We start from the raw sequence: 18,041 nt of genomic DNA on the forward strand, positions 1-18,041 counted from the left end.
TGAATCGGCACCGGCTTCACAGGCTCTGAAGCAACAGGGCAAAAATCTGAACGAGCGGCGTTCTTAACAGCAGCACCTGCAGCTTGACGCTGTATTCCTGGTTGGCGGCACCATCAGACACTGTCATCAGTGTCAGGCCGCCACTTTCAGCCGCAAATACCGGATGTGAAGACAGAAGAAAGACGAGAAAACCGGTGATACATAGCCCGCCTGTGCGGGCTATTCGGTGACAGGTACTGCGGAGCATCATCAGGATTCCACGGAGTTAAGCGGCGAATCCACGATGTCGATCAGGCGCAGACCATATTTATCATTGACCACCACAACCTCGGCATGGCCCATCAGCGATCCATTGACTTTGACATCCAGTGGTTCGCCGTTGAGCTTATCCAGCTCAATCACGCTGCCTTCACCGGCTTTCATCAGTTCGCCCAGCGAGACTTCGGTACTGGACACTTCCAGCGTGACAGTGACGGGGATTTTCTTGAAGAAATTGATATCGCGTGAAGGCACGTCGTCATAGGGAATAAAGGGCGAAGCAGCTGAATCCTGCTCGGTTTCAATATCATCATCCAGCTGGTCCAAATTCAGATCATCAAAGTTCAGATCGTCTTCGCTGAATGCGTTTACGTCTGTCATCTCATTCAAATCAGTCATGTTTCAATCCTGTAATAGTGTTATTTATCTTTAAGAATCAGGACGAGCTGGCCGTCTTTGTCGGCCACGCATCCGTTAAATAAATGTTCCTGTCCGATACGCACCGGCACATTGGTGAGGAGATCAATGTTCAGCACATCGTCAGGACGCAGCTTGAGCACATCATCCAGCGGCATTTTTTTCTGGCAAAGCGTGGCATGAAGCTGAACCGGCGTATTCTCCAGCGCGAGCCTGAAATCATCGCTCAGGTGATGGTTGGTCTGGAACGCCATATCATCCATCAGTACCTGAAGCATGTTTTCATCGAAGTACAGGCGGAACGCCGCCACTTTTTTACGGTAGCTCACAGTGAAAGTGGCCAGTAAGCCGACACCGTAAGTCATGCCATCATCGGTCAGTTGCCACGCCTTCTCATCGGCAACCAGTGAACAAATACGTTGCAGTAATCGCTGCTGAAGACGCAGGTCACTGGCTGTCAGCGTCGAATTCGCGTAACCGGCATCGCTGCGATCGATATCGGCGTTGTAAAATTTATCCGACAGCGCCAGTAACAACTGGGTATCCAGTTGCGCTTCAATCAGCCCTCCGGCTTCATGGCGAATGACAGAGGCATTGTTGCTTTGATCCGTGGCATCCCGGTTGGAGAGTTGAATGTCAGCCAGCTTAATGGTCAGATTTTTGTCTTTCACCCAGCGTTGTAAATCCTGGGTAATTGACGAATCTGCCTGCGAGAAGATTTTCTGCAACTCTTCCCGGATGACATGGATTGGGCGCCCTAAATGTTCAACGTTCAGTGTGGGGAAATGTTGAGCACTGTTTAACTCAATTTTTTTCATATTGGCATATCCGTCAGAACTCATATGCAACTTATTAACTGTTGCGAATTTAATTTACTTCTATTTTGGTAAAACCACTATTAGTTTCGCTAAGTCTAGCCTGAGCTAATTCCTGTGTTTTAGTTATTGATTTTGAATTTGTGATGTTAGTCCACATGTTGATTATATCTTCATTTATAGGGTTTTCTTATATATGAATTGATGAGACTTTTATGGCCGCCTTTGAAATACCCAGTGTTTTGTTAGGTTTTGCTTGCCACAAGTTGCTGTTTTTGAAGCCATATCAAAAAAATCATTCTGACGGATAGAATGGCGGTACGGTGTCAAATTTGTGTCAGGGTGGCGTCAAATATAAATTGAATCAAGATCACCTTTATTTTATTAAAGTGATTTTGAGCAAGAAACAAATATATAGAAACAACAAACCAATTTGGCTGTTTAATATTTTGTGGCTAAGTTGGATATTATGATTAAAAAATGAATTTTGGTTTTTTTCCAAAATCTGAGAAGGGTAAAAATGTTAATTTCATTTCTCAAGAAATACACATTCTTATTTATTGCTCTTGCGGCAGGTTCGGTTGAAGCAAAGCTTGTTTCAACACCGATGGATCTTGTCGAGTGGAAATACCAAGGCGACAAATTTCACTGCTCATTAAATCAGCAGGTGGATAATTTCGGTCAGGTGAGCTTTATTGCGGATGCCGGGGAAAATCTGTCGCTGAAAGTGAAGCCTATGCGACCTGTGGTTCAGTTTCAGTCTGCAGGTCTGTATCTGCAGGATGGCCCTTGGGTGGTGACGCCTAAGCAGACATCACTGAGCCCGGGTAAGCAGGTCAGCCCGACTGAAGTGAGGTTCACCCAGGCGGTCGATGCGCTGCTGGACGGTATGACAGCAGGGCAGTGGGCGCGGGTGGCGATGATTTATCAGAACAACAATACTCCGGTCGATCTGTTGTTATCGAGTGTCAATATGGCACCGGCACTGGCTGACTTTACGCGCTGTCGTTCCCGCTTGCCGGCCATGTCGTACAAACAGGCGCGTGACCTGGTGTTTCAGTTTGATTTGGGACAACGCACAGTTTCCACGGAGCAAAAAGAAACGCTGTTAAAACTGGCTGAATACATCCGTCTGGATACGTCAGTCAATCAAGTGTTGATTGACGGTCACTCAGATAATGTCGGTTCAAAGCTGGGCAATGTTCAGGTATCCAAAGTGCGTGCCGATGATGTGGCCAGTTTTCTCCGGGAAGCCGGTGTGAAAGACAGCTTGATTCAAATCAGGGCACATGGTTCCCGCTATCCGATCGCCCATAACGAAACGGCGAAAGGACAAGCGTTAAATCGTCGGGTAACAGTGCGTGTTATGCGTGCTGGCAACAATGATGAAAGCAGGGTTCAGTAATGATTACGAAGACAATTCAGTTCATTGAACCGGACAGGCAGCAGGCCCAGCAAGTGATTCAGGTGCTGGAGCAGGCGGGCTATCAGGTGGATTACCTGACCTCCGGCAAGGCCGGTTTGCAGTCTCGCCGGGCAGCGATCACTCTGGTCAGCTCCTCGCTGCCGGATATGTCACTGACAGAATGGGTTCGCTACAGCCAGACAGTGGCGGACACTCAGCAGCGCCGGATTGCCATTGCGATTGTCGATCAGCACGAAGGCTTGCTGGCGGCGGAAGCGATGAAGGCCGGTGCGACGGATTATTTGTTAAAACCGTTCGAACCCAGCCAGTTGTTAAGCCTGATTGCCCGGGTGGAAGCACTGCAGAAACCCATGTCTGACATAGTGGCGCAATCCTGGCGCAGCAAGCAGATTCTGCAACTGGCCCACCGTGCAGCCTGTACCCACGCCAGTGTGCTGATCACCGGCGAATCAGGGACAGGCAAAGAAGTGCTGGCGCGCTATGTTCACCAGCAGTCACCGCGCAGCAAGATGCCGTTTGTCGCGGTGAACTGTGCTGCTATCCCGGAATCCATGCTTGAAGCCGTTTTGTTTGGCCATGTGAAAGGGGCCTTTACAGGGGCAACCGGCAGTCAGAGCGGCAAGTTCGAAGAAGCGAACGGCGGCACCATTTTGCTGGATGAAATTGCTGAAATGTCGCCGGCGCTGCAAGCCAAATTATTGCGTGTGCTGCAAGAGCGCGAAGTTGAGCGTGTGGGCAGCCATAAAACCATCAAGCTTGATATCCGGGTGATAGCCGCCACCAATAAAGATCTTCGTGTCGCTGTACAGGAAGGGGTATTTAGGGAAGATCTTTATTACCGTCTGGATGTGTTACCGCTGCACTGGCCTCCGCTTCGCGAGCGTCCTGAGGATATTCTTCCGCTGGCCGATTATTTCATCGCTAAATATCAGCAAGGCAGTGCCTGCCAGTTATCCGCAGATGCTCAGCAGATGATGATGCAGTACCACTGGCCGGGCAATATCCGCGAGCTGGAAAACATTATCCAGCGGGCACTGGTAATGAGACACGGCGATTTCGTGACCTCCCAGGATCTTATGCTGCCGGTAGACAGCAGCAAAATTCAGGCGATTAAACCTGAATATATGCCTGCATCAGCGGGCAGCGCAGGAACAGAACAGGGCCATATTGGTGCGAAGAAACAGGCTGAATACCAGTATGTGCTGGACGTGCTGAAACAGCATGAGGGTAACAGAACACTCACGGCAAAAGCTCTGGGTGTGACGACAAGGGCTTTACGTTACAAATTGGCGGCAATGCGTGAGCAAGGCATTGATATTTCACAAATTGGCTCAGCAGCCTAACGATCAGGAGACACAAATATGCTTGCGACGAATTTGACGCAGACGACCACCGCCCAGCAATTAATGCTGGATAAAATGCAGCTCATGCAAGCTCAGGCTGAACAGAACATCACTGTGAAAGCCAATCCTTTAGACCAACAGGTTCAACCACTTGCTTTTTCTTCTGCCATGACACAAGTGCTTGACCTGGTAAACGGCCATCAGGCCGCTGCGAATGCGAAAATGACGGCGGTTGAAACCGGAAAAAGTGATGATCTGGTTGGCGCGATGATTGCCAGTCAGAAGGCCAGTTTGTCTTTTTCTGCCTTGATGCAGGTAAGAAACAAAGTGGTCGGTGCGTTTGAAGATGTAATGAAGATGCCGGTGTAAATTATGACCATGATTACTCAAGCAGCGGCAGCGGAACTGACTGCTGCCAACCGTTCTGATAATTCACTGCTGGAGCGGGCTAAACGCGCCTGGTACAGCAGCCAGCGTAATCTTGTGTTGTCTGCTGCGCTGGCGGCTGTGGTTGCAGCTATCATAGTGGTTGCACTCTGGACGTCGACACAAAGTTATCGCCCGCTTTACAGCCAGCAGGAGCGCTTTGATACCAGCGAGATTATCTCGGTACTGGAAGCGGAAGGCATTCCATACCGCTTACAGGAAACTAACGGTCAGGTGCTGGTCGAAGACGGCCGAGTCGCTGAGGTCCGTATGTTACTGGCCGCCAAAGGCGTAAAAGCCAAACTGCCGACCGGTCTGGAAACACTTCAGACCGATTCTGCTTTGGGTACCAGCCAGTTTATGGAAACCGCACGTTACCGTCACGGTCTGGAAGGAGAGCTGGCCCGTACCATCATTTCCCTGAATGCCGTCAATAACGCCCGTGTGCATCTGGCTATTCCCCGTCAAACCTTGTTTGTGCGCCAGAACACAGAGAAGACCACGGCCTCTGTCATGGTGGAGCTTAAGCCGGGTGAAGATCTCAAACCTGAACAGGTGGAAGCTATTGTCAATCTGGTGTCGGGCAGTGTCACCGGCATGACGGCTGAGCATGTTTCAGTGGTGGATCAGTTCGGTCGTTTACTGAGTGCCGATATCGGCTCGGAAACGTCCGGCCGAATGAACACCAAATATCTGGAGTACCAGAAGAATCTGGAGAAGCAGGTGATTCAGCGTGCTTCTGACATGCTGACTCCGGTTCTCGGCCCGAGCAACTTCCGGGTGCAGGTCGCCGCTGATCTGGATTTCAGCCGCATTGAAGAAACCCGTGAAATGGTGGATGACAATCCGGTTGTCCGTTCAGAACACAGTATTGAAAACAACTCAACCGATAAAATTGCCTTAGGTGTGCCGGGTTCACTGAGCAATCAGCCACCAACCGTGGAAGAAGACGGTGAAGGTGACGCACCGAAGAACACCAGTGAGCGCTCTGAAGTCAATCGTCAATATGCGTTAGGCAGCAGTGTCAGGCATACCCAGTTTCAGCAGGGGCAAATCAGGAAACTGAATGTGTCTGTGTTGCTGAACAATGCCGTTGCGCCGGACGGTGCCGTGTGGGATGAGGCACAGAAAGCCGAAATCAGCCAGATGATCTCTGAAGCAGTCGGTCTGAATGCCGAGCGTGGCGACAGCCTGAGCCTGATGAGCTTCAACTTTACCCCGGTCAACATTGAACCTGTTGCTCCTATGCCGTGGTGGCAGGATACAGCATTGCAGCAGCCATTGCGTTACATCATTGGTGGTTTGCTGGGACTGGCGATGATCTTCTTTGTCCTGCGTCCTTTGATTCGCCACCTGACCGGTGTGGACAAAACACGACAGGAAATGGACATTGCCACTTTGCCAGACAATATTCTGAGTAAAGAGCTTGATGAGCAGGCGCAAGAGAATGAACTCAACCGACGTCTGTCCGACAGAGGCCTGAGCAATACCACCAACGGACTGGATGCAGATGCTGAGATGATGTTGCCGCCTTCAGGTTCGCCTTTGCACATCCAACTGAAACATCTGACATTAATTGCCAGCGAAGAACCGCAGCGCGTTGCTGAAGTCCTCAAACAATGGGTAAATGGAAATGAGCACAACCGAGACAACTAATCCGGCAGACATGCAAACCTTAAGCAGCGTGGATAAAACAGCGCTGGTTTTGCTGGGCATGGGAGAGGATGCAGCCGCTCAGGTTCTGCGTTATTTCTCCCGCGATGAAGTACAACGCGTCACCCGATCCATGGCGAAACTCACTGGCATCAAAAGTGAGAACGCCAAGGTCGTTATTCAGCGGTTTTTCGATGATTTTCGTGACCACAGTGGTATTCGCGGCGCGTCGAAAGATTATCTGTCGAACACACTGTCGAAAGCCCTGGGCAATGATCTTGCCAAAGGTGTACTGAACAGTATTTATGGCGATGAGCTGCGCAATAACATGCAGCGCCTGCAGTGGGTCGATACTGACGTTATCGCAAAATTTATCAGTCAGGAACACCCGCAAATGCAGGCCATTTTCCTGGCTTATCTGCCGCCGGAAACTTCGTCTCAGGTGCTGGCGAAACTGCCGTCAGAGCAGCATGATGAACTGATTTACCGCGTCGCCCGCCTGAGCGAAATCGATCATGAGATCGCCAAAGATCTGCATCTGCTGATCGACCGCTGTATCCAGCAGGTTTCGGGCGGTCAGGGCGCATCGGTGCTGGGTGCCAAGCAGGCTGCCGACATTATTAACCGCTTTGAGGGTGATCGTGCTCAGCTGATGGAAATGCTGAAACTGCATGACGAAAAAGTGGTCAGCGAAATCGAAGAAAATATGTTCGACTTCGTGATCCTTTCCCGTCAGCGTGAAGCAACGATGGATCGCCTGATCCAGGAAATTCCGCTCGACCTGTGGGCAACCGCGCTGAAAGGGGCAGAGCTCAAGCTGCAAATGGCCATCAAACAGTCCATGCCACAGCGTATGGCCAACTCGCTGGATGATGAAATGGCCATGCGTGGTGCGATGCCATTATCCCGGGTTGAGAAAGCCCGCCAGGATATTATGCAAGTGGTTCGTGAACTGGCCGATGCCGGTGAGATCGAGCTGAGCTTGTATCAGGAACAAACAGTGGAGTAAGTGATGCGTTCAGTAAAAGTGATGCAGCTGAATCCTGGTGAATACCGCTCACACCGCTTTCCGCCCATGGTGAAGCCTGTTGTACAGCACGAAGGTGGTGCACAGGATGCAGACAATTATGTCGCCCAGGCGGAGTTCAATACCAAAGAACATCAGGCCGCTTTGCAAAAACAGCTGGAAGAAGGGTTTCAGCAAGGCTTGCAGCGGGGCCATGAAGAAGGCTTGCGTCAGGGTGTTGAGCAGGGTCGTCAGCAAGGCTTTACCTTAGGTCAGCAAGACGGTTTTCAGCAGGGATACAGCAAAGGCGAAAGCCAGGGCCGCGAAAAATATGAATCTGCCATTGCGCCGGTACAGGCACTGCAGGCGCATATTCAGCAATGGCAGGATGAGCGGGAACATGCTCAGCGCGAGCAGATTTGTTCCCTGGTGCAGAAAGTTGCCCAGCAGGTTATTCGCGCGGAGCTGACACTGATGCCGCAGCAAATTCTGGCGCTGGTGGAAGAAACGTTAGACAGCATGCCGGGTAACAGCGACAAGGTGGTGATCAATCTTAATCCGCAGGATCTTGAGCGTATTACCAATCTCAGTCCGACCCTGCACCCGAGCTGGAAACTGGTCGCGAACAAAGAAATGCCTGTCGGCGGCGTTCAGCTGGTAACGGACCATGCAGAAGCCGATGCCAGCAGTGATGCCAGACTGGAAGCCTGTATGGAAACGCTGCGCGAGCACTTGCTGGAGAATCCGGCGGCTGAAACCAGTCATGCCGCAACAGCAGAAACGGCGGAGAGTATCAGTGAGTGACGGTGCATTTCATGATCGTTTGAATGATGCTATCGCCTCCATGTCATCCATTCCGATTGCCCGGGTTACCGGGCGGTTGGTCAAAGTCAACGGCCTGATGCTTCAGGCCGTTGGCTGTAAGTTCAGACTGGAACAGCGCTGTCTGGTCGAAACGGATGACGGTGAAGCCATTGAAGCCCAGGTGGTGGGCTTTGACCGCGACGTGGCGTATTTGATGCCCGTGAGGCAGTTAGGCGGGCTGTACGCCGGAGCGAGAGTCGTTCCGCTGGACGGCGACAGTACAGTCGCGCTCGGTGATCACTGGCTTGGCAGGGTCGTTAACGGTCTTGGCGAGCCATTTGACGATCTTGGCCCGCTTAAAGGCGGAGAGAAAGTGTCGCTCAACCCTTCACCGATCAATCCGTTGAAGCGTCGCCTGGTCGATACACCGCTGGATGTGGGCATACGTGCAATCAACGGGCTGCTGACCCTGGGCAAAGGCCAGCGTATCGGTTTGATGGCAGGCAGTGGTGTGGGTAAAAGTGTCCTGATGGGCATGATCACCAAAAACACCAAGGCCGATATTGTGGTGGTGGGCCTGATTGGCGAACGTGGCCGTGAAGTCCGGGAATTCATACAGCGCAATCTCGGCGCAGAGGGTATGAAGCGGGCTGTGGTGATAGCAGCGCCGGCCGATGAATCTCCTTTAATGCGTCTGCGTGCCACGAAACTGTGTCACCGCGTGGCGGAATATTATCGTGACAAGGGCAAAGATGTCCTGCTGCTGATGGATTCTTTAACACGTTACGCCATGGCGCAGCGGGAAATTGCCTTGTCCCTGGGTGAGCCGCCTGCTTCTCGTGGTTATCCGCCGTCTGTGTTCAGCCAGTTACCTCAACTGCTTGAGCGTGCCGGTAACGGTGAGCACCCGGATGGCAGCCTGACGGCAATTTACACCGTACTGGCGGATGGCGATGATCAGCAGGATCCTGTGGTGGACTCTGCCCGTGCCATTCTTGATGGTCATGTGGTGTTATCCCGTACGCTGGCAGAGCAGGGGCACTATCCGGCAATCGATATTAATGCCTCTATCAGCCGTTGTATGAGCAGCTGTACCGAAAATTCTCATGTCACAGTGGCCAACCGTTTCAGGCAGCTCAATGCCAACTACTTGCAAGTCAAAGAGCTGTTGCCTTTAGGTGGGTATCAGCCCGGACAAGACGCCGAACTGGATCTGTCTGTCCAGGTGTTTCCGCAACTCAAAGATTTTCTGGTTCAGCAGGTTGATGAAGTGACTGACTACCAACAGTCGCTGGTTCGGCTTGCTGAGTTGTTTACGCAAACGCAGCAAGGTTAGGAGACGGTGTGATGAAGGGCAGACTGAAAGCCGTGAGTCAGCTTCAGCAGATCGCTGAGCAGCAGCGTGATCGTCACGGACAGCACTTTGCACGGCAGCAGGATCAGGTCGGCTTTTTTGCCCAGCAGCTGCAGGCGCTGGCCGGGCTGAAATCGGGCTGCCAGCAAGAAGGAAGCGCCGGGTTGAACGCACTGGCGCTGCAGAACACCACTCAGGTCAATACTATGCTCAGCCGCCTGATTTCCCATCAGCAGCATGAAATGGCCTTGATGCATGCAGAAAGCCAGCGCACTAAAAAAGCGCTGGAACAAAGTCAGGTCAAGGTGAAAGGCCTGGAAACTGTGATGGAGCGCTGGCAAGCGAAACAACGCTATGAGCAGGCGAAGAAAGAGCAAAAGTTCATCGAAGATCTGATCAATGCCAGATGCAAGCTCAAAAAAATTTAGTGATTTAATTGTTAGTAGCAGGGATAAATGTTTAATCTCTGTGAAAAATTGGACGCCCTATTAATTTGCTACCTGAGTACCCGTGAAGAATGTTGTTAAGCCAATCGCACAGTCTTCCAGAGCGGTACGCTAATAGCGCATATCCTGTTCCCATCAGGAACATTTTCACCACTATTTGTTTGCCCGGTCCCTTTGGAACCGGGTTTTTTTTTGTCTGTCCCATCTCTCGTTCTGAAAGGTGAAAATAAAAAAGCACAGCCGGCTGGCTGTGCTTTTCAACAAGAGTCAGGCGTACCGTTATGCGGCTGTCGCCAGCTTCTCTTTAGCCACTTGTGCATTAACAGGTTTGGTGATGAATGACAACAGTACCGCGACGGCCAGCATGCCAGAACACACAGAATAGGCCAGCGTATAGGTGCCGGTCATATCGACTGCCACAGCGGCGACCACAGGGCCAATGAAGCCACTGACACCCCAGGCAGTGTAGAGCACGCCATAGTTCGCACCGTAATTCTTCAGACCGTAAAAATCGGCGGTGATCGATGGGAAAACGGCAAGCAGAGTACCGTAGCCGACCCCGGCAACGGCAGCGCCGACCATCAGGCTGAACTCGTTATCGAAAGTGGCAAACATCACCATGTTGATCGCTTGCATGATAAAGGCAATCATCAGGGTTTTCACGCCGCCGATTTTGTCTGACAGCATACCGGCAGCGATACGGCCACCTGAGTTGAACACAGCCAGAATCACCACCAGAAACGCCGCATCAGACAGGTCAGCCTGCGCCGCTGCAATTGAGGTAATATTGCCGATAATCATCAAGCCTGCCGCGGAGGCAAAGGCGTACATCACCCATAAAGAGTAAAACTGGGGTGTTTTCACCATGCCACGCCAGGTCATGTTAACAGCCGGTGCCGGATTGGCAGAGGCCGCGACGGCAGACGGCGCCTCAGGCTGGTAGCCTTCCGGCGGGTTGTTGATGGTGCATGCCAGAGGGACAGCGACCAGCAGCACAGCGATGCCGAGGATCAGGAAGCTCTGATTAATACCGTAATCGGCAATCAGGGATGATGTCAGCGGTGCCAGGTACACAGCAGCCAGGCCAAAACCGGCCGCAATCAGGCCGTTTACCATGCCTTTCTTTGACGGGTGGAACCATTTCATTGCTGATGGGCTTAAACAGGCATAGCCAAAACCGATACCGCAACCTGTCAATACCCCGAAAGTCAGTACCAGCAGCAGTGGCGTGGTGGCAAAGCTGGATACAATCATGCCCAGGCCAACCATGGTCGTGCCGAGCAGCAAGACCTTACGCGGACCGATTTTGTCCTGAAGAATACCGGCCAGTAACAATGAGAGAGAAAAGGTAATGATAGCAACGGTATAGGGCAGAGACGCATCGGCGTTAGACCAGCCAAGATCCACCACTAAGGCTTTCTTAAATACACTCCAGGCATACAGAATGCCCATACACAAGTTAATACAGAACCCTGCCAGCAGGATTTGCTTGGCGCGATCAAATGTTTTCATAGGTCTCTCTAAATGCCGGAACGGCAACTGCTTTACTAAACTTTTCTTGGTAGCAATCAAAAAAAGATGTATTTGTTGTTGAGGGCGCGGATTCTATCAATAAATGTTATGAAAATACCGGGCAGCAATATTTTGTTACAAATGGCTTATTTGAGGCAGGTGATGATGGTGTTTGGCGGCGAAGGTTCTCCACCCCCTGGACAGCGAGGGTGGAGCCAGTGAAAAGCTGACAACATCAGTTCATGAGTATGTTGTAAATTTTGTCTTTAAGCTGCAAACGCTCCATTTTCAGTTGGGTGAAGTGGTGATCTTCGGTGGGAATGTTGCTGCATTCCAATCCCCGTATTCTATGGTCAAGCTGGTGATATCTGTCTGACATGGCCTTAAAGTTTTCGTCGCAGGTCTTCAACTCTGTGATTTTGTCCTGCATTTCGGGGAACTCTATGAAGAGTGCGTGATTTTCACCTAACATGTCTGTCACTCCATAAATCTTAGTGAATGAAAGCCCTGCTTTTTCGTCATTATTCTTGTGAATGTTCAACTATTTGCTTATTGGTCAGAGATTACTGCTGGTCAGCGCATCCCTTGCAGTTAAAAATGTTTACTCGTTTAAGCATAGTCGAATGAGGTTATTTTCAACCCCACTGAGGCTGAAAATCAGATGAAAGGCACAAAATCTGTAGTGACGTTGTCACAAGCTGGCGAGGGGCTGGTGGGCAGTCGGGCGATTATTGATACTTTTTGGCACGTAGTGTTTTTTTGAGTGATTCAATATAGGCAATTCTGTCGGCATTAGCAGGCGCTGCCTGAGTTTGCAATTTTGCTTTAGCCTGTGCCTCTTCCTGCGACATGTAGCGGCCATTTATTCTGACATGAGGGGCTTTGGTTTCCTGTTCGGCACGAACCGAAGCGTCTTCCTGGGCTTTGGCTATTGCATCACGCGCCGTACTTTGGCTGGTTTTGTCTTCCATACGCTGTTGCAGCCAGACAGGTTGCTGCTTATTTTGGACCGGTTTATTGGCCTGTTGCTGACGTTGCTTAAGCACCGTTTCCAGATAATCGCTAAAATCCATGTTTCTATCCTCGCCCACACTGAGCGTATTGTAATTGGCTCTTGGCAGAAGTGAAAGTTTACAAACCCAGGTAATCTGACTCAGTAGGTCGAATGTTCTTTCATATTCTGAACTGGCAGCAAAAATCTTGTTTCAAAATCTGATAGCGGCAGTGGCTTACAGTACAGAAATCCCTGAAATTCTTCTACACCTATGCTTGCCAGGAAATCTGCCTGTCCTTTGGTTTCTACACCTTCTGCCACCACGCTGATATTAAGATTATGGGCCAATTCAACGATAGCGTTAGTGATGGTGACAGATTCTTTATTGAGGGGTAAATCACGGACAAACTCGCGATCGACTTTGAGTATCTGAATCGGAAACCGACTGAGATAAGCCAGGGAGGAATAGCCGGTACCGAAATCATCAATGGCAATTCTGACTCCCAGTGCGTTGAGCTGGCGTAACTTATTGAGTGCCAGCTTCACGTCTGACATGACGACACTCTCTGTGATTTCCAGTTCTAAAAAACTGGGGTCACACTGGCTGCTCTGTATTGCTTTGCTGACGGTACTGACAATATCGGAATTGAGCAACTGCCGGGCTGAAATATTCAGGGCAAAATGCAGCCAGTGGCCTTGTAACTGCCATTGGCGTAATTGTTTGCAAGCCTGTTGAATCAAATGCTCACCGACCTCGATAATCAGACCTGTGGTTTCCAGAATCGGGATGAACTCAGTGGGTGACTGGATGTGGTTGTCATCATCGATCCAACGCAGCAGCGCTTCTACCCCGCAAAGCTGGCGGGTCCGTGAATCAAACCGGCCCTGATAGTAATACTGATAGCGCTCAGTGCCGCAGCTTTGCCGGAGCTGTGCTTCCATTTCCAGCCGTTTGACACTGTTGGCCCCCATTTGCCGGTTATAAACCCGGTATTGTTGCTGTTGTTTGTTGTCTTTGGCTTTATACAGTGCAATGTCTGCCTGCCTGAGCAGGGTTTCGCTGGTCGAATGGCTGCTGTCACTGTAGGTGATGCCAATACTGGCACCGACCACCACTTCTTTACTGCCCAGCGTCATTGGCTCGCTGAGATGGCGAAGGATACGCACGGCCAATTGTTCCAGAGCAGGCAGCCGGTTATCAGAGACCACCAGGATGGCAAACTCATCACTGCCTAACCTCGCCAGCATGTCATTTTCACGCAGAATAGTCTGCAGACGCTCACTGACGGCTAGCAGCACCTGATCGCCGGTGTCGTGACCCAGAGAATCGTTGATTTGCTTAAAGCGATCCAGATTAAGGGTCAGCAGGCCCATGACCGGGCAGGGCGATTGCTGTAGCAGGTGATCGATCTGCTGTTGCAGCATTAATCGGTTTGGTAGCTGGGTGAGTATGTCAAAATGCGCTAACTGTTTGAGTTTGCTTTCAAACAGCACTCGGTCGGTAATATCTTTGCCTGTTGTAATGTAATGGCTGATTTTTCCCAGGTTATTGCGGATAGGGGAAATGCGTTTCTCCATATACACCAGGCTGTTATCTTTCTTACGGTGCGAGATTATGCGGTTGACTGTCTGGCCTTTGACCAGTTGTTGCTGCAATTTTGCCAGCTCTGCCGGGTTTTGCAGAGCGGTAAGAATCAGGTGCGCGGCATCACTGCCGATCAGCTCGTTGGCATCGAGCTCGTTATATTTTTCAAAGCTGTGGTTTACATACTCGATGATCCCTTTTTCGTTGGTGATGATGATAGAGTCGTCACTTTGCTCCAGGGCGCGGGACAGGCTTTTCAGTTTTTCTTCACGATCAACCCATGCAGTGACATCTCTGATATTCAACAAAATCTCATTACCGTCATTGTAAGCGGTTTCGCTCGCAATGATTTCAAGGTGTTGTACAGAGGTGGTGTTAATGGTGATCTGTTGGCTGACGGGGCGGCTATCGCCCTGATTCATCCTGCCGTGTACCTGACTGAGCAAATCAGCCAGTTTATTGCTGGCCTTGGGATCGCTAACCAGTGCGGTGATCTCCTGATGTGAAGCCTGTTGTTCAGAGGTATTCAAAATCTGGCAGGCGGACTGATTGATATTGAGTACAGTGTTGTCCTGCTTAAGCAAAACCATGCCATCCGGCGCATGTTTCAGTACATGGCTGAACTTTTTGACCATGTCGTGCAACTCGGTTTTCAGGCGTTTTTCATGGCGAAGCATTTTATGCAGATGCCAGGCCAGTACCAGGCAACCGAGAAGAAAGCCGAAAGAGATCAGTGAAAACAGCGTGAATTTTTCAAGTTTCTCCCGTGAATACAAATTGTTAAAGATGAACTGATTGACGCTGAAGTAGTTAAGTGCCGAGTGTAAAACCTCAGAGTTTTCCCATTTTTCTGCCAGAGTTTGATATCCGTCAGACAAGAAAGTGTGATTAGCTAAAAATGATGAGGCCTGACTAACAGGGGGATCCTGCTTCGCCTGACCGGACAGCGGACTCGCATTGAGAAAAAAAAGACACAGCAAAAAAATAAAAAGCAGTGAAATCAACAGCAGCGTTTTTAAACGAATCACATTTCTCTTCATATATCATCCATCATCCATGATAGAGCAGAGTCCCTAAGAGAACAGTATAGTGACGGTTTTCTGGGCATGCATAACACGCATTTCATGCGTATCAGGAATTTTTTGGCTTATCGATGAACAATAGACAATATTTTTCATATTGAAAAATACAGGCAGCTATAGAGGGCTGCCTGTAATAGAAGAGCTGAAACAGAACGGAATCGATCAGTTCGAGGTGGATTGTGCCTCAACCAGTTGCTGGCGCTGGCTGCTGACAACGAAAGAGAAGCCAATCAGAACGAAGACACAGGTTCCGGCAATGCTAAAGGCAACAATGCTCAATCCCTTATCGGCAAAAGCCGCAACCAGTGAACTGGCAGCAAAACACCCTAATGTTTGCAGGAAATTCATCAGCCCGGCCGCGGTTGCGCTGCAGTGCTTGAAATCTTCCAGGGCTTTACTGATAACAATGGGGTAAATCGCACCGTTAGCAACTGCAATAAAACAGAAAGGCAGCAAAACGGGCCAGATGGTGTCGGGTTTGTGCTGCACAGTGATCAGCAGTATGACCAGCGCACTGCCGATGAACAGTTTCAGCAGCCAAGGCAACAGCTTTTTACCTTCCATGCGGTTTAACAATGCCCGGCAGCCGTAGCCGCCAATCAAAAAGGCAATAGTCTGCGGCACATAACTCAGGCCGATATCTTCGCTTGAGTAGCCCATAGCGGACATGATAAACGGCGAGCCTGTCAGGTAGGCGAAAAAAGCCGCAGAGCAGGCTGCGAAAATGAGCATGTTACCCATGAATTTTTTTGACTTGAGCAGGCTTGTATAGTTAATTGCCAGTTCTGACAGGACGTTACCCTGCTTTTTTTCACCCTTGGCACTTTCAGGCTGCATGGCTGTCATCAGTGCCAAAACCGCCCCTAAAGCAATCAGGCTCAGGAAAATGGCACGCCAGCCAAAATGCGATTGAATTGCAGCGCCCACTAAAGGCGCAAGGGCTGGTGAAAGGGCAACCAAAGGCATGATAGTTGCGAACACTTTTTCGGCAAGCTTGCCTTCATATCGGTCAATAACAATGGCTTGCCAGAGCACGGTAGCACTGCAGGCACCCAGCGCCTGAAGAAAACGAAATGCCAGCAGAATTTCCACATTCGGTGCCATCGCACAGCCCAGAGTGGCGAGACTGAACAACAACATGGCACCCAGCAATACTTTTTTTCTGCCTAAGCGGTCAGAGAGAGGGCCATAGATAAGCTGACCAATGGCCATGCCTAACAGGAAAATGCCGAGTGTCATGCCAATCAGGCTGGATGAGGTATTCAGGTCGGCCTGCATGGCGGTAAAAGCAGGCAGATACATGTCGGTGGCCAGAAAGCCGAGCATGCTAAGTAATGCAAACCAGGCAAGTGTAACGGTAGTTGGTTTTGTCGTCATTTTATTGTAACCAGAAATTTTTTCAGTGATCAGATTGTAAGCGTGGTGATTTGTGCTGTGAAACGCTAAAATTTCAACATTGCTTTCAAAAAATTTGATTCAACATTGCGCGTAACTAAGTAGCAGGATATATGTTTTCTTTCAATGATTTGCAAGTAATTGATGTTGTTGCGAGGCGTGGCAGCTTTTCCTCAGCGGCAGAAGAGTTGCACAAAGTGCCCAGCGCAATCAGCTACACGGTCAGGATAATCGAGGATAAATTGTCTGTGACCTTATTTGAGCGTCATCACCGGCAGGTCAGCCTGACTCCTGCAGGCCAGTACTTTGTCGAAGAAGCCAGACAGCTACTTAAACAAATGGAGCACATTAAGTTGCAGACGCAACGTGTTGCCAATGGCTGGGCTGAAAATGTCTCGGTGGCACTGGACACGGTTGTCAGACAAAGCCGTGTCAGTACCATGGTGCGAGATTTTTATCAGGCGTTCCCGGATGTCGAGCTGCATCTGACGATGGAGGTCTATAACGGAGTGTGGGACGCCCTGGCAGACGGCCGGGCAGATTTGGTGATTGGGGCGACGGCGGCCATTCCGGTCAGCGGGGATTTTGATTACACCGATATGGGAAACCTGCACTGGGTGTTTGTGATGGCGCCGGATCACCCGCTGACGGAAAGGCCGCTGCCTTTGCTGGATTCAGAACTGGCAAAGTATCCCGCTATCTGTCTTGAAGATACCTCACGTACATTACCCAAGCGCACAACCTGGCTAATGAATAATCAGCGCCGCATTATGGTGCCGGACTGGTCCAGCGCGTTTCAGTGTCTTGAAGCCGGGCTGGGCATAGGCGTCGTGCCTGAACATATGGCTGCACCCAGGCTGAAACGAGGCAAACTGGTGACCCGCACACTCCCGCATGCGCCACCGGTCAGTCCCTGCTGTCTGGCATGGAACAAAGCCAGCCTGAACCCCGCCCTGAGCTGGCTGCTTGAGTACCTGGGAGACAGTGAACAACTGCACAGGGAGTGGATGCGCTAGCAAAAAAACAACAATGTTCAAAGCGTTCAGTGGGTGTTGTTCTGTTACAACAACAGATTGAGACGCGAATGCTTGTATGAAAAACCAGCAAAAGGATAAAAATCTTCTTATACGCTGCGCTAAGTCATAATTCTTTCATTCGGACCGCTTAGGATGCCCTTCGTCAAATCCATTACTTCCGATGAAGATGAATAAAAATACAGTGTTGATGATGAACAGAACGACAGAAAAGAATAGCGAGATGTTGGCAATCGCTATTGATTACATCTACCAGGCCTTTCCGAACCTGAGCTATCGCCCCAGACCTGATGACGTTAAGCTGTTGGCGGCGTTCCTGCAAAGTCAGAATCCTGACTCTCCGCCTTGTCTGGGTGAGTTGATGAACAGCAGCTATAACGCGATTGATATCGAAATTAATAAATTTCACAGCCGGCAGGAAAAACACAATCAGAGAATACCGAGCTTCAGCTAGAAGGCCGGTAAACAAAAATGGCGGCAGGGCAGGCCAG

At 50.3% G+C, this 18,041-nt stretch carries 18 protein-coding genes; 10 read left to right on the forward strand and 8 right to left on the reverse strand.

What is annotated here, in order from left to right; all coding sequences use genetic code 11:
• Positions 1 to 16: 16 nt before the first annotated feature.
• From P0Y67_RS11980 to P0Y67_RS11990, 3 genes are read right to left on the reverse strand one after another with little or no spacing between them, the layout of a single operon-like run.
• Positions 17 to 250: a hypothetical protein gene (locus tag P0Y67_RS11980; protein WP_342392040.1), complete on the reverse strand. Its 234-nt coding sequence runs from the start codon at positions 248 to 250 to the stop codon at positions 17 to 19.
• Complete coding sequence (gene fliN / locus P0Y67_RS11985; protein WP_027252352.1) at positions 250 to 648, reverse strand: flagellar motor switch protein FliN; 399 nt, start codon at positions 646 to 648, stop codon at positions 250 to 252. Before fliN ends, P0Y67_RS11980 begins: the two co-directional genes overlap by 1 nt.
• A 29-nt stretch (positions 649 to 677) precedes the next feature.
• The gene (locus P0Y67_RS11990) at positions 678 to 1,493 is read right to left on the reverse strand and encodes a FliM/FliN family flagellar motor switch protein (RefSeq protein WP_027252351.1); all 816 of its coding nucleotides are present in this window, start codon (positions 1,491 to 1,493) and stop codon (positions 678 to 680) included.
• Between the two features lie 517 nt (positions 1,494 to 2,010).
• Here P0Y67_RS11990 and P0Y67_RS11995 point away from each other — a divergent pair.
• The 8 genes from P0Y67_RS11995 to fliJ are packed head-to-tail and all read left to right on the forward strand — an operon-like array spanning position 2,011 to position 9,930.
• Positions 2,011 to 2,895: an OmpA family protein gene (locus P0Y67_RS11995; RefSeq protein ID WP_342392041.1), complete on the forward strand. Its 885-nt coding sequence runs from the start codon at positions 2,011 to 2,013 to the stop codon at positions 2,893 to 2,895.
• Positions 2,895 to 4,259: a sigma-54-dependent transcriptional regulator gene (locus P0Y67_RS12000; RefSeq protein WP_342392042.1), complete on the forward strand. Its 1,365-nt coding sequence runs from the start codon at positions 2,895 to 2,897 to the stop codon at positions 4,257 to 4,259. Before P0Y67_RS11995 ends, P0Y67_RS12000 begins: the two co-directional genes overlap by 1 nt.
• Positions 4,260 to 4,277: 18 nt before the next feature.
• Entirely contained in the window at positions 4,278 to 4,628 is a 351-nt protein-coding gene (gene fliE, locus P0Y67_RS12005; RefSeq protein ID WP_342392043.1) for a flagellar hook-basal body complex protein FliE, read from the forward strand.
• 3 nt (positions 4,629 to 4,631) lie between these two features.
• Complete coding sequence (gene fliF / locus P0Y67_RS12010) at positions 4,632 to 6,341, forward strand: flagellar basal-body MS-ring/collar protein FliF (RefSeq protein ID WP_342392044.1); 1,710 nt, start codon at positions 4,632 to 4,634, stop codon at positions 6,339 to 6,341.
• On the forward strand, positions 6,319 to 7,347 hold the full coding sequence (locus P0Y67_RS12015) for a flagellar motor switch protein FliG (protein WP_027252346.1): 1,029 nt from the start codon (positions 6,319 to 6,321) through the stop codon (positions 7,345 to 7,347). The genes fliF and P0Y67_RS12015 overlap by 23 nt, the downstream gene beginning before the upstream one ends.
• A gap of 3 nt (positions 7,348 to 7,350) precedes the next feature.
• Positions 7,351 to 8,148, forward strand: coding sequence for a flagellar assembly protein FliH (gene fliH / locus P0Y67_RS12020; RefSeq protein ID WP_342392045.1), 798 nt, complete (start codon positions 7,351 to 7,353; stop codon positions 8,146 to 8,148).
• Positions 8,141 to 9,484 (forward strand): flagellar protein export ATPase FliI, encoded by a 1,344-nt coding sequence (gene fliI / locus P0Y67_RS12025; protein ID WP_342392046.1) that lies wholly within the window; start codon positions 8,141 to 8,143, stop codon positions 9,482 to 9,484. The genes fliH and fliI overlap by 8 nt, the downstream gene beginning before the upstream one ends.
• An 11-nt stretch (positions 9,485 to 9,495) precedes the next feature.
• Complete coding sequence (fliJ, locus tag P0Y67_RS12030; protein WP_342392084.1) at positions 9,496 to 9,930, forward strand: flagellar export protein FliJ; 435 nt, start codon at positions 9,496 to 9,498, stop codon at positions 9,928 to 9,930.
• Positions 9,931 to 10,227: 297 nt separating this feature from the next.
• Here fliJ and P0Y67_RS12035 read toward each other — a convergent pair whose 3' ends face one another.
• The 5 genes from P0Y67_RS12035 to punC all read right to left on the reverse strand — a co-directional run bounded on the left by P0Y67_RS12035 (position 10,228) and on the right by punC (position 16,498).
• Positions 10,228 to 11,460, reverse strand: coding sequence for an L-lactate MFS transporter (locus P0Y67_RS12035; RefSeq protein ID WP_342392047.1), 1,233 nt, complete (start codon positions 11,458 to 11,460; stop codon positions 10,228 to 10,230).
• A gap of 235 nt (positions 11,461 to 11,695) precedes the next feature.
• Positions 11,696 to 11,932 carry a YdcH family protein gene (locus P0Y67_RS12040; RefSeq protein WP_120511864.1) on the reverse strand — a complete coding sequence of 79 codons (237 nt, stop codon included), beginning with the start codon at positions 11,930 to 11,932 and terminating at the stop codon, positions 11,696 to 11,698.
• Positions 11,933 to 12,188: 256 nt separating this feature from the next.
• Positions 12,189 to 12,533, reverse strand: a complete 345-nt coding sequence (locus P0Y67_RS12045) for a hypothetical protein (RefSeq protein ID WP_027252341.1) — start codon at positions 12,531 to 12,533, stop codon at positions 12,189 to 12,191.
• An 80-nt stretch (positions 12,534 to 12,613) separates the two neighbouring features.
• Positions 12,614 to 15,079: an EAL domain-containing protein gene (locus P0Y67_RS12050; protein WP_342392048.1), complete on the reverse strand. Its 2,466-nt coding sequence runs from the start codon at positions 15,077 to 15,079 to the stop codon at positions 12,614 to 12,616.
• A gap of 204 nt (positions 15,080 to 15,283) precedes the next feature.
• The gene (gene punC / locus P0Y67_RS12055) at positions 15,284 to 16,498 is read right to left on the reverse strand and encodes a purine nucleoside transporter PunC (protein ID WP_342392049.1); all 1,215 of its coding nucleotides are present in this window, start codon (positions 16,496 to 16,498) and stop codon (positions 15,284 to 15,286) included.
• A gap of 131 nt (positions 16,499 to 16,629) precedes the next feature.
• Between punC and punR the strand changes: the two genes are divergently transcribed.
• Both punR and P0Y67_RS12065 read left to right on the forward strand, forming a co-directional pair.
• The gene (gene punR, locus P0Y67_RS12060) at positions 16,630 to 17,532 is read left to right on the forward strand and encodes a DNA-binding transcriptional activator PunR (RefSeq protein ID WP_342392050.1); all 903 of its coding nucleotides are present in this window, start codon (positions 16,630 to 16,632) and stop codon (positions 17,530 to 17,532) included.
• Between the two features lie 241 nt (positions 17,533 to 17,773).
• Complete coding sequence (locus P0Y67_RS12065; RefSeq protein WP_342392051.1) at positions 17,774 to 18,004, forward strand: hypothetical protein; 231 nt, start codon at positions 17,774 to 17,776, stop codon at positions 18,002 to 18,004.
• The last annotated feature ends 37 nt before the right edge of the window (positions 18,005 to 18,041 follow it).

Source organism: Photobacterium sp. SP02 (genome assembly GCF_038519165.1).
Lineage (GTDB): Bacteria > Pseudomonadota > Gammaproteobacteria > Enterobacterales > Vibrionaceae > Photobacterium > Photobacterium halotolerans.

What these genes read in the sequence shown, in the direction of transcription:
- P0Y67_RS12015 (WP_027252346.1), top strand. Translation starts at nt 6,319, where the DNA reads ATGAGCACAACCGAGACAACTAATCCGGCAGACATGCAAACCTTAAGC.
- P0Y67_RS12035 (WP_342392047.1), bottom strand. Translation starts at nt 11,460, where the DNA reads ATGAAAACATTTGATCGCGCCAAGCAAATCCTGCTGGCAGGGTTCTGT.
- P0Y67_RS11980 (WP_342392040.1), bottom strand. Translation starts at nt 250, where the DNA reads ATGATGCTCCGCAGTACCTGTCACCGAATAGCCCGCACAGGCGGGCTA.
- punC (WP_342392049.1), bottom strand. Translation starts at nt 16,498, where the DNA reads ATGACGACAAAACCAACTACCGTTACACTTGCCTGGTTTGCATTACTT.
- P0Y67_RS12000 (WP_342392042.1), top strand. Translation starts at nt 2,895, where the DNA reads ATGATTACGAAGACAATTCAGTTCATTGAACCGGACAGGCAGCAGGCC.
- P0Y67_RS11990 (WP_027252351.1), bottom strand. Translation starts at nt 1,493, where the DNA reads ATGAAAAAAATTGAGTTAAACAGTGCTCAACATTTCCCCACACTGAAC.
- P0Y67_RS12040 (WP_120511864.1), bottom strand. Translation starts at nt 11,932, where the DNA reads ATGTTAGGTGAAAATCACGCACTCTTCATAGAGTTCCCCGAAATGCAG.
- fliF (WP_342392044.1), top strand. Translation starts at nt 4,632, where the DNA reads ATGACCATGATTACTCAAGCAGCGGCAGCGGAACTGACTGCTGCCAAC.
- P0Y67_RS11995 (WP_342392041.1), top strand. Translation starts at nt 2,011, where the DNA reads ATGTTAATTTCATTTCTCAAGAAATACACATTCTTATTTATTGCTCTT.
- punR (WP_342392050.1), top strand. Translation starts at nt 16,630, where the DNA reads ATGTTTTCTTTCAATGATTTGCAAGTAATTGATGTTGTTGCGAGGCGT.
- fliE (WP_342392043.1), top strand. Translation starts at nt 4,278, where the DNA reads ATGCTTGCGACGAATTTGACGCAGACGACCACCGCCCAGCAATTAATG.
- P0Y67_RS12050 (WP_342392048.1), bottom strand. Translation starts at nt 15,079, where the DNA reads ATGAAGAGAAATGTGATTCGTTTAAAAACGCTGCTGTTGATTTCACTG.
- P0Y67_RS12045 (WP_027252341.1), bottom strand. Translation starts at nt 12,533, where the DNA reads ATGGATTTTAGCGATTATCTGGAAACGGTGCTTAAGCAACGTCAGCAA.
- P0Y67_RS12065 (WP_342392051.1), top strand. Translation starts at nt 17,774, where the DNA reads ATGTTGGCAATCGCTATTGATTACATCTACCAGGCCTTTCCGAACCTG.
- fliJ (WP_342392084.1), top strand. Translation starts at nt 9,496, where the DNA reads ATGAAGGGCAGACTGAAAGCCGTGAGTCAGCTTCAGCAGATCGCTGAG.
- fliH (WP_342392045.1), top strand. Translation starts at nt 7,351, where the DNA reads ATGCGTTCAGTAAAAGTGATGCAGCTGAATCCTGGTGAATACCGCTCA.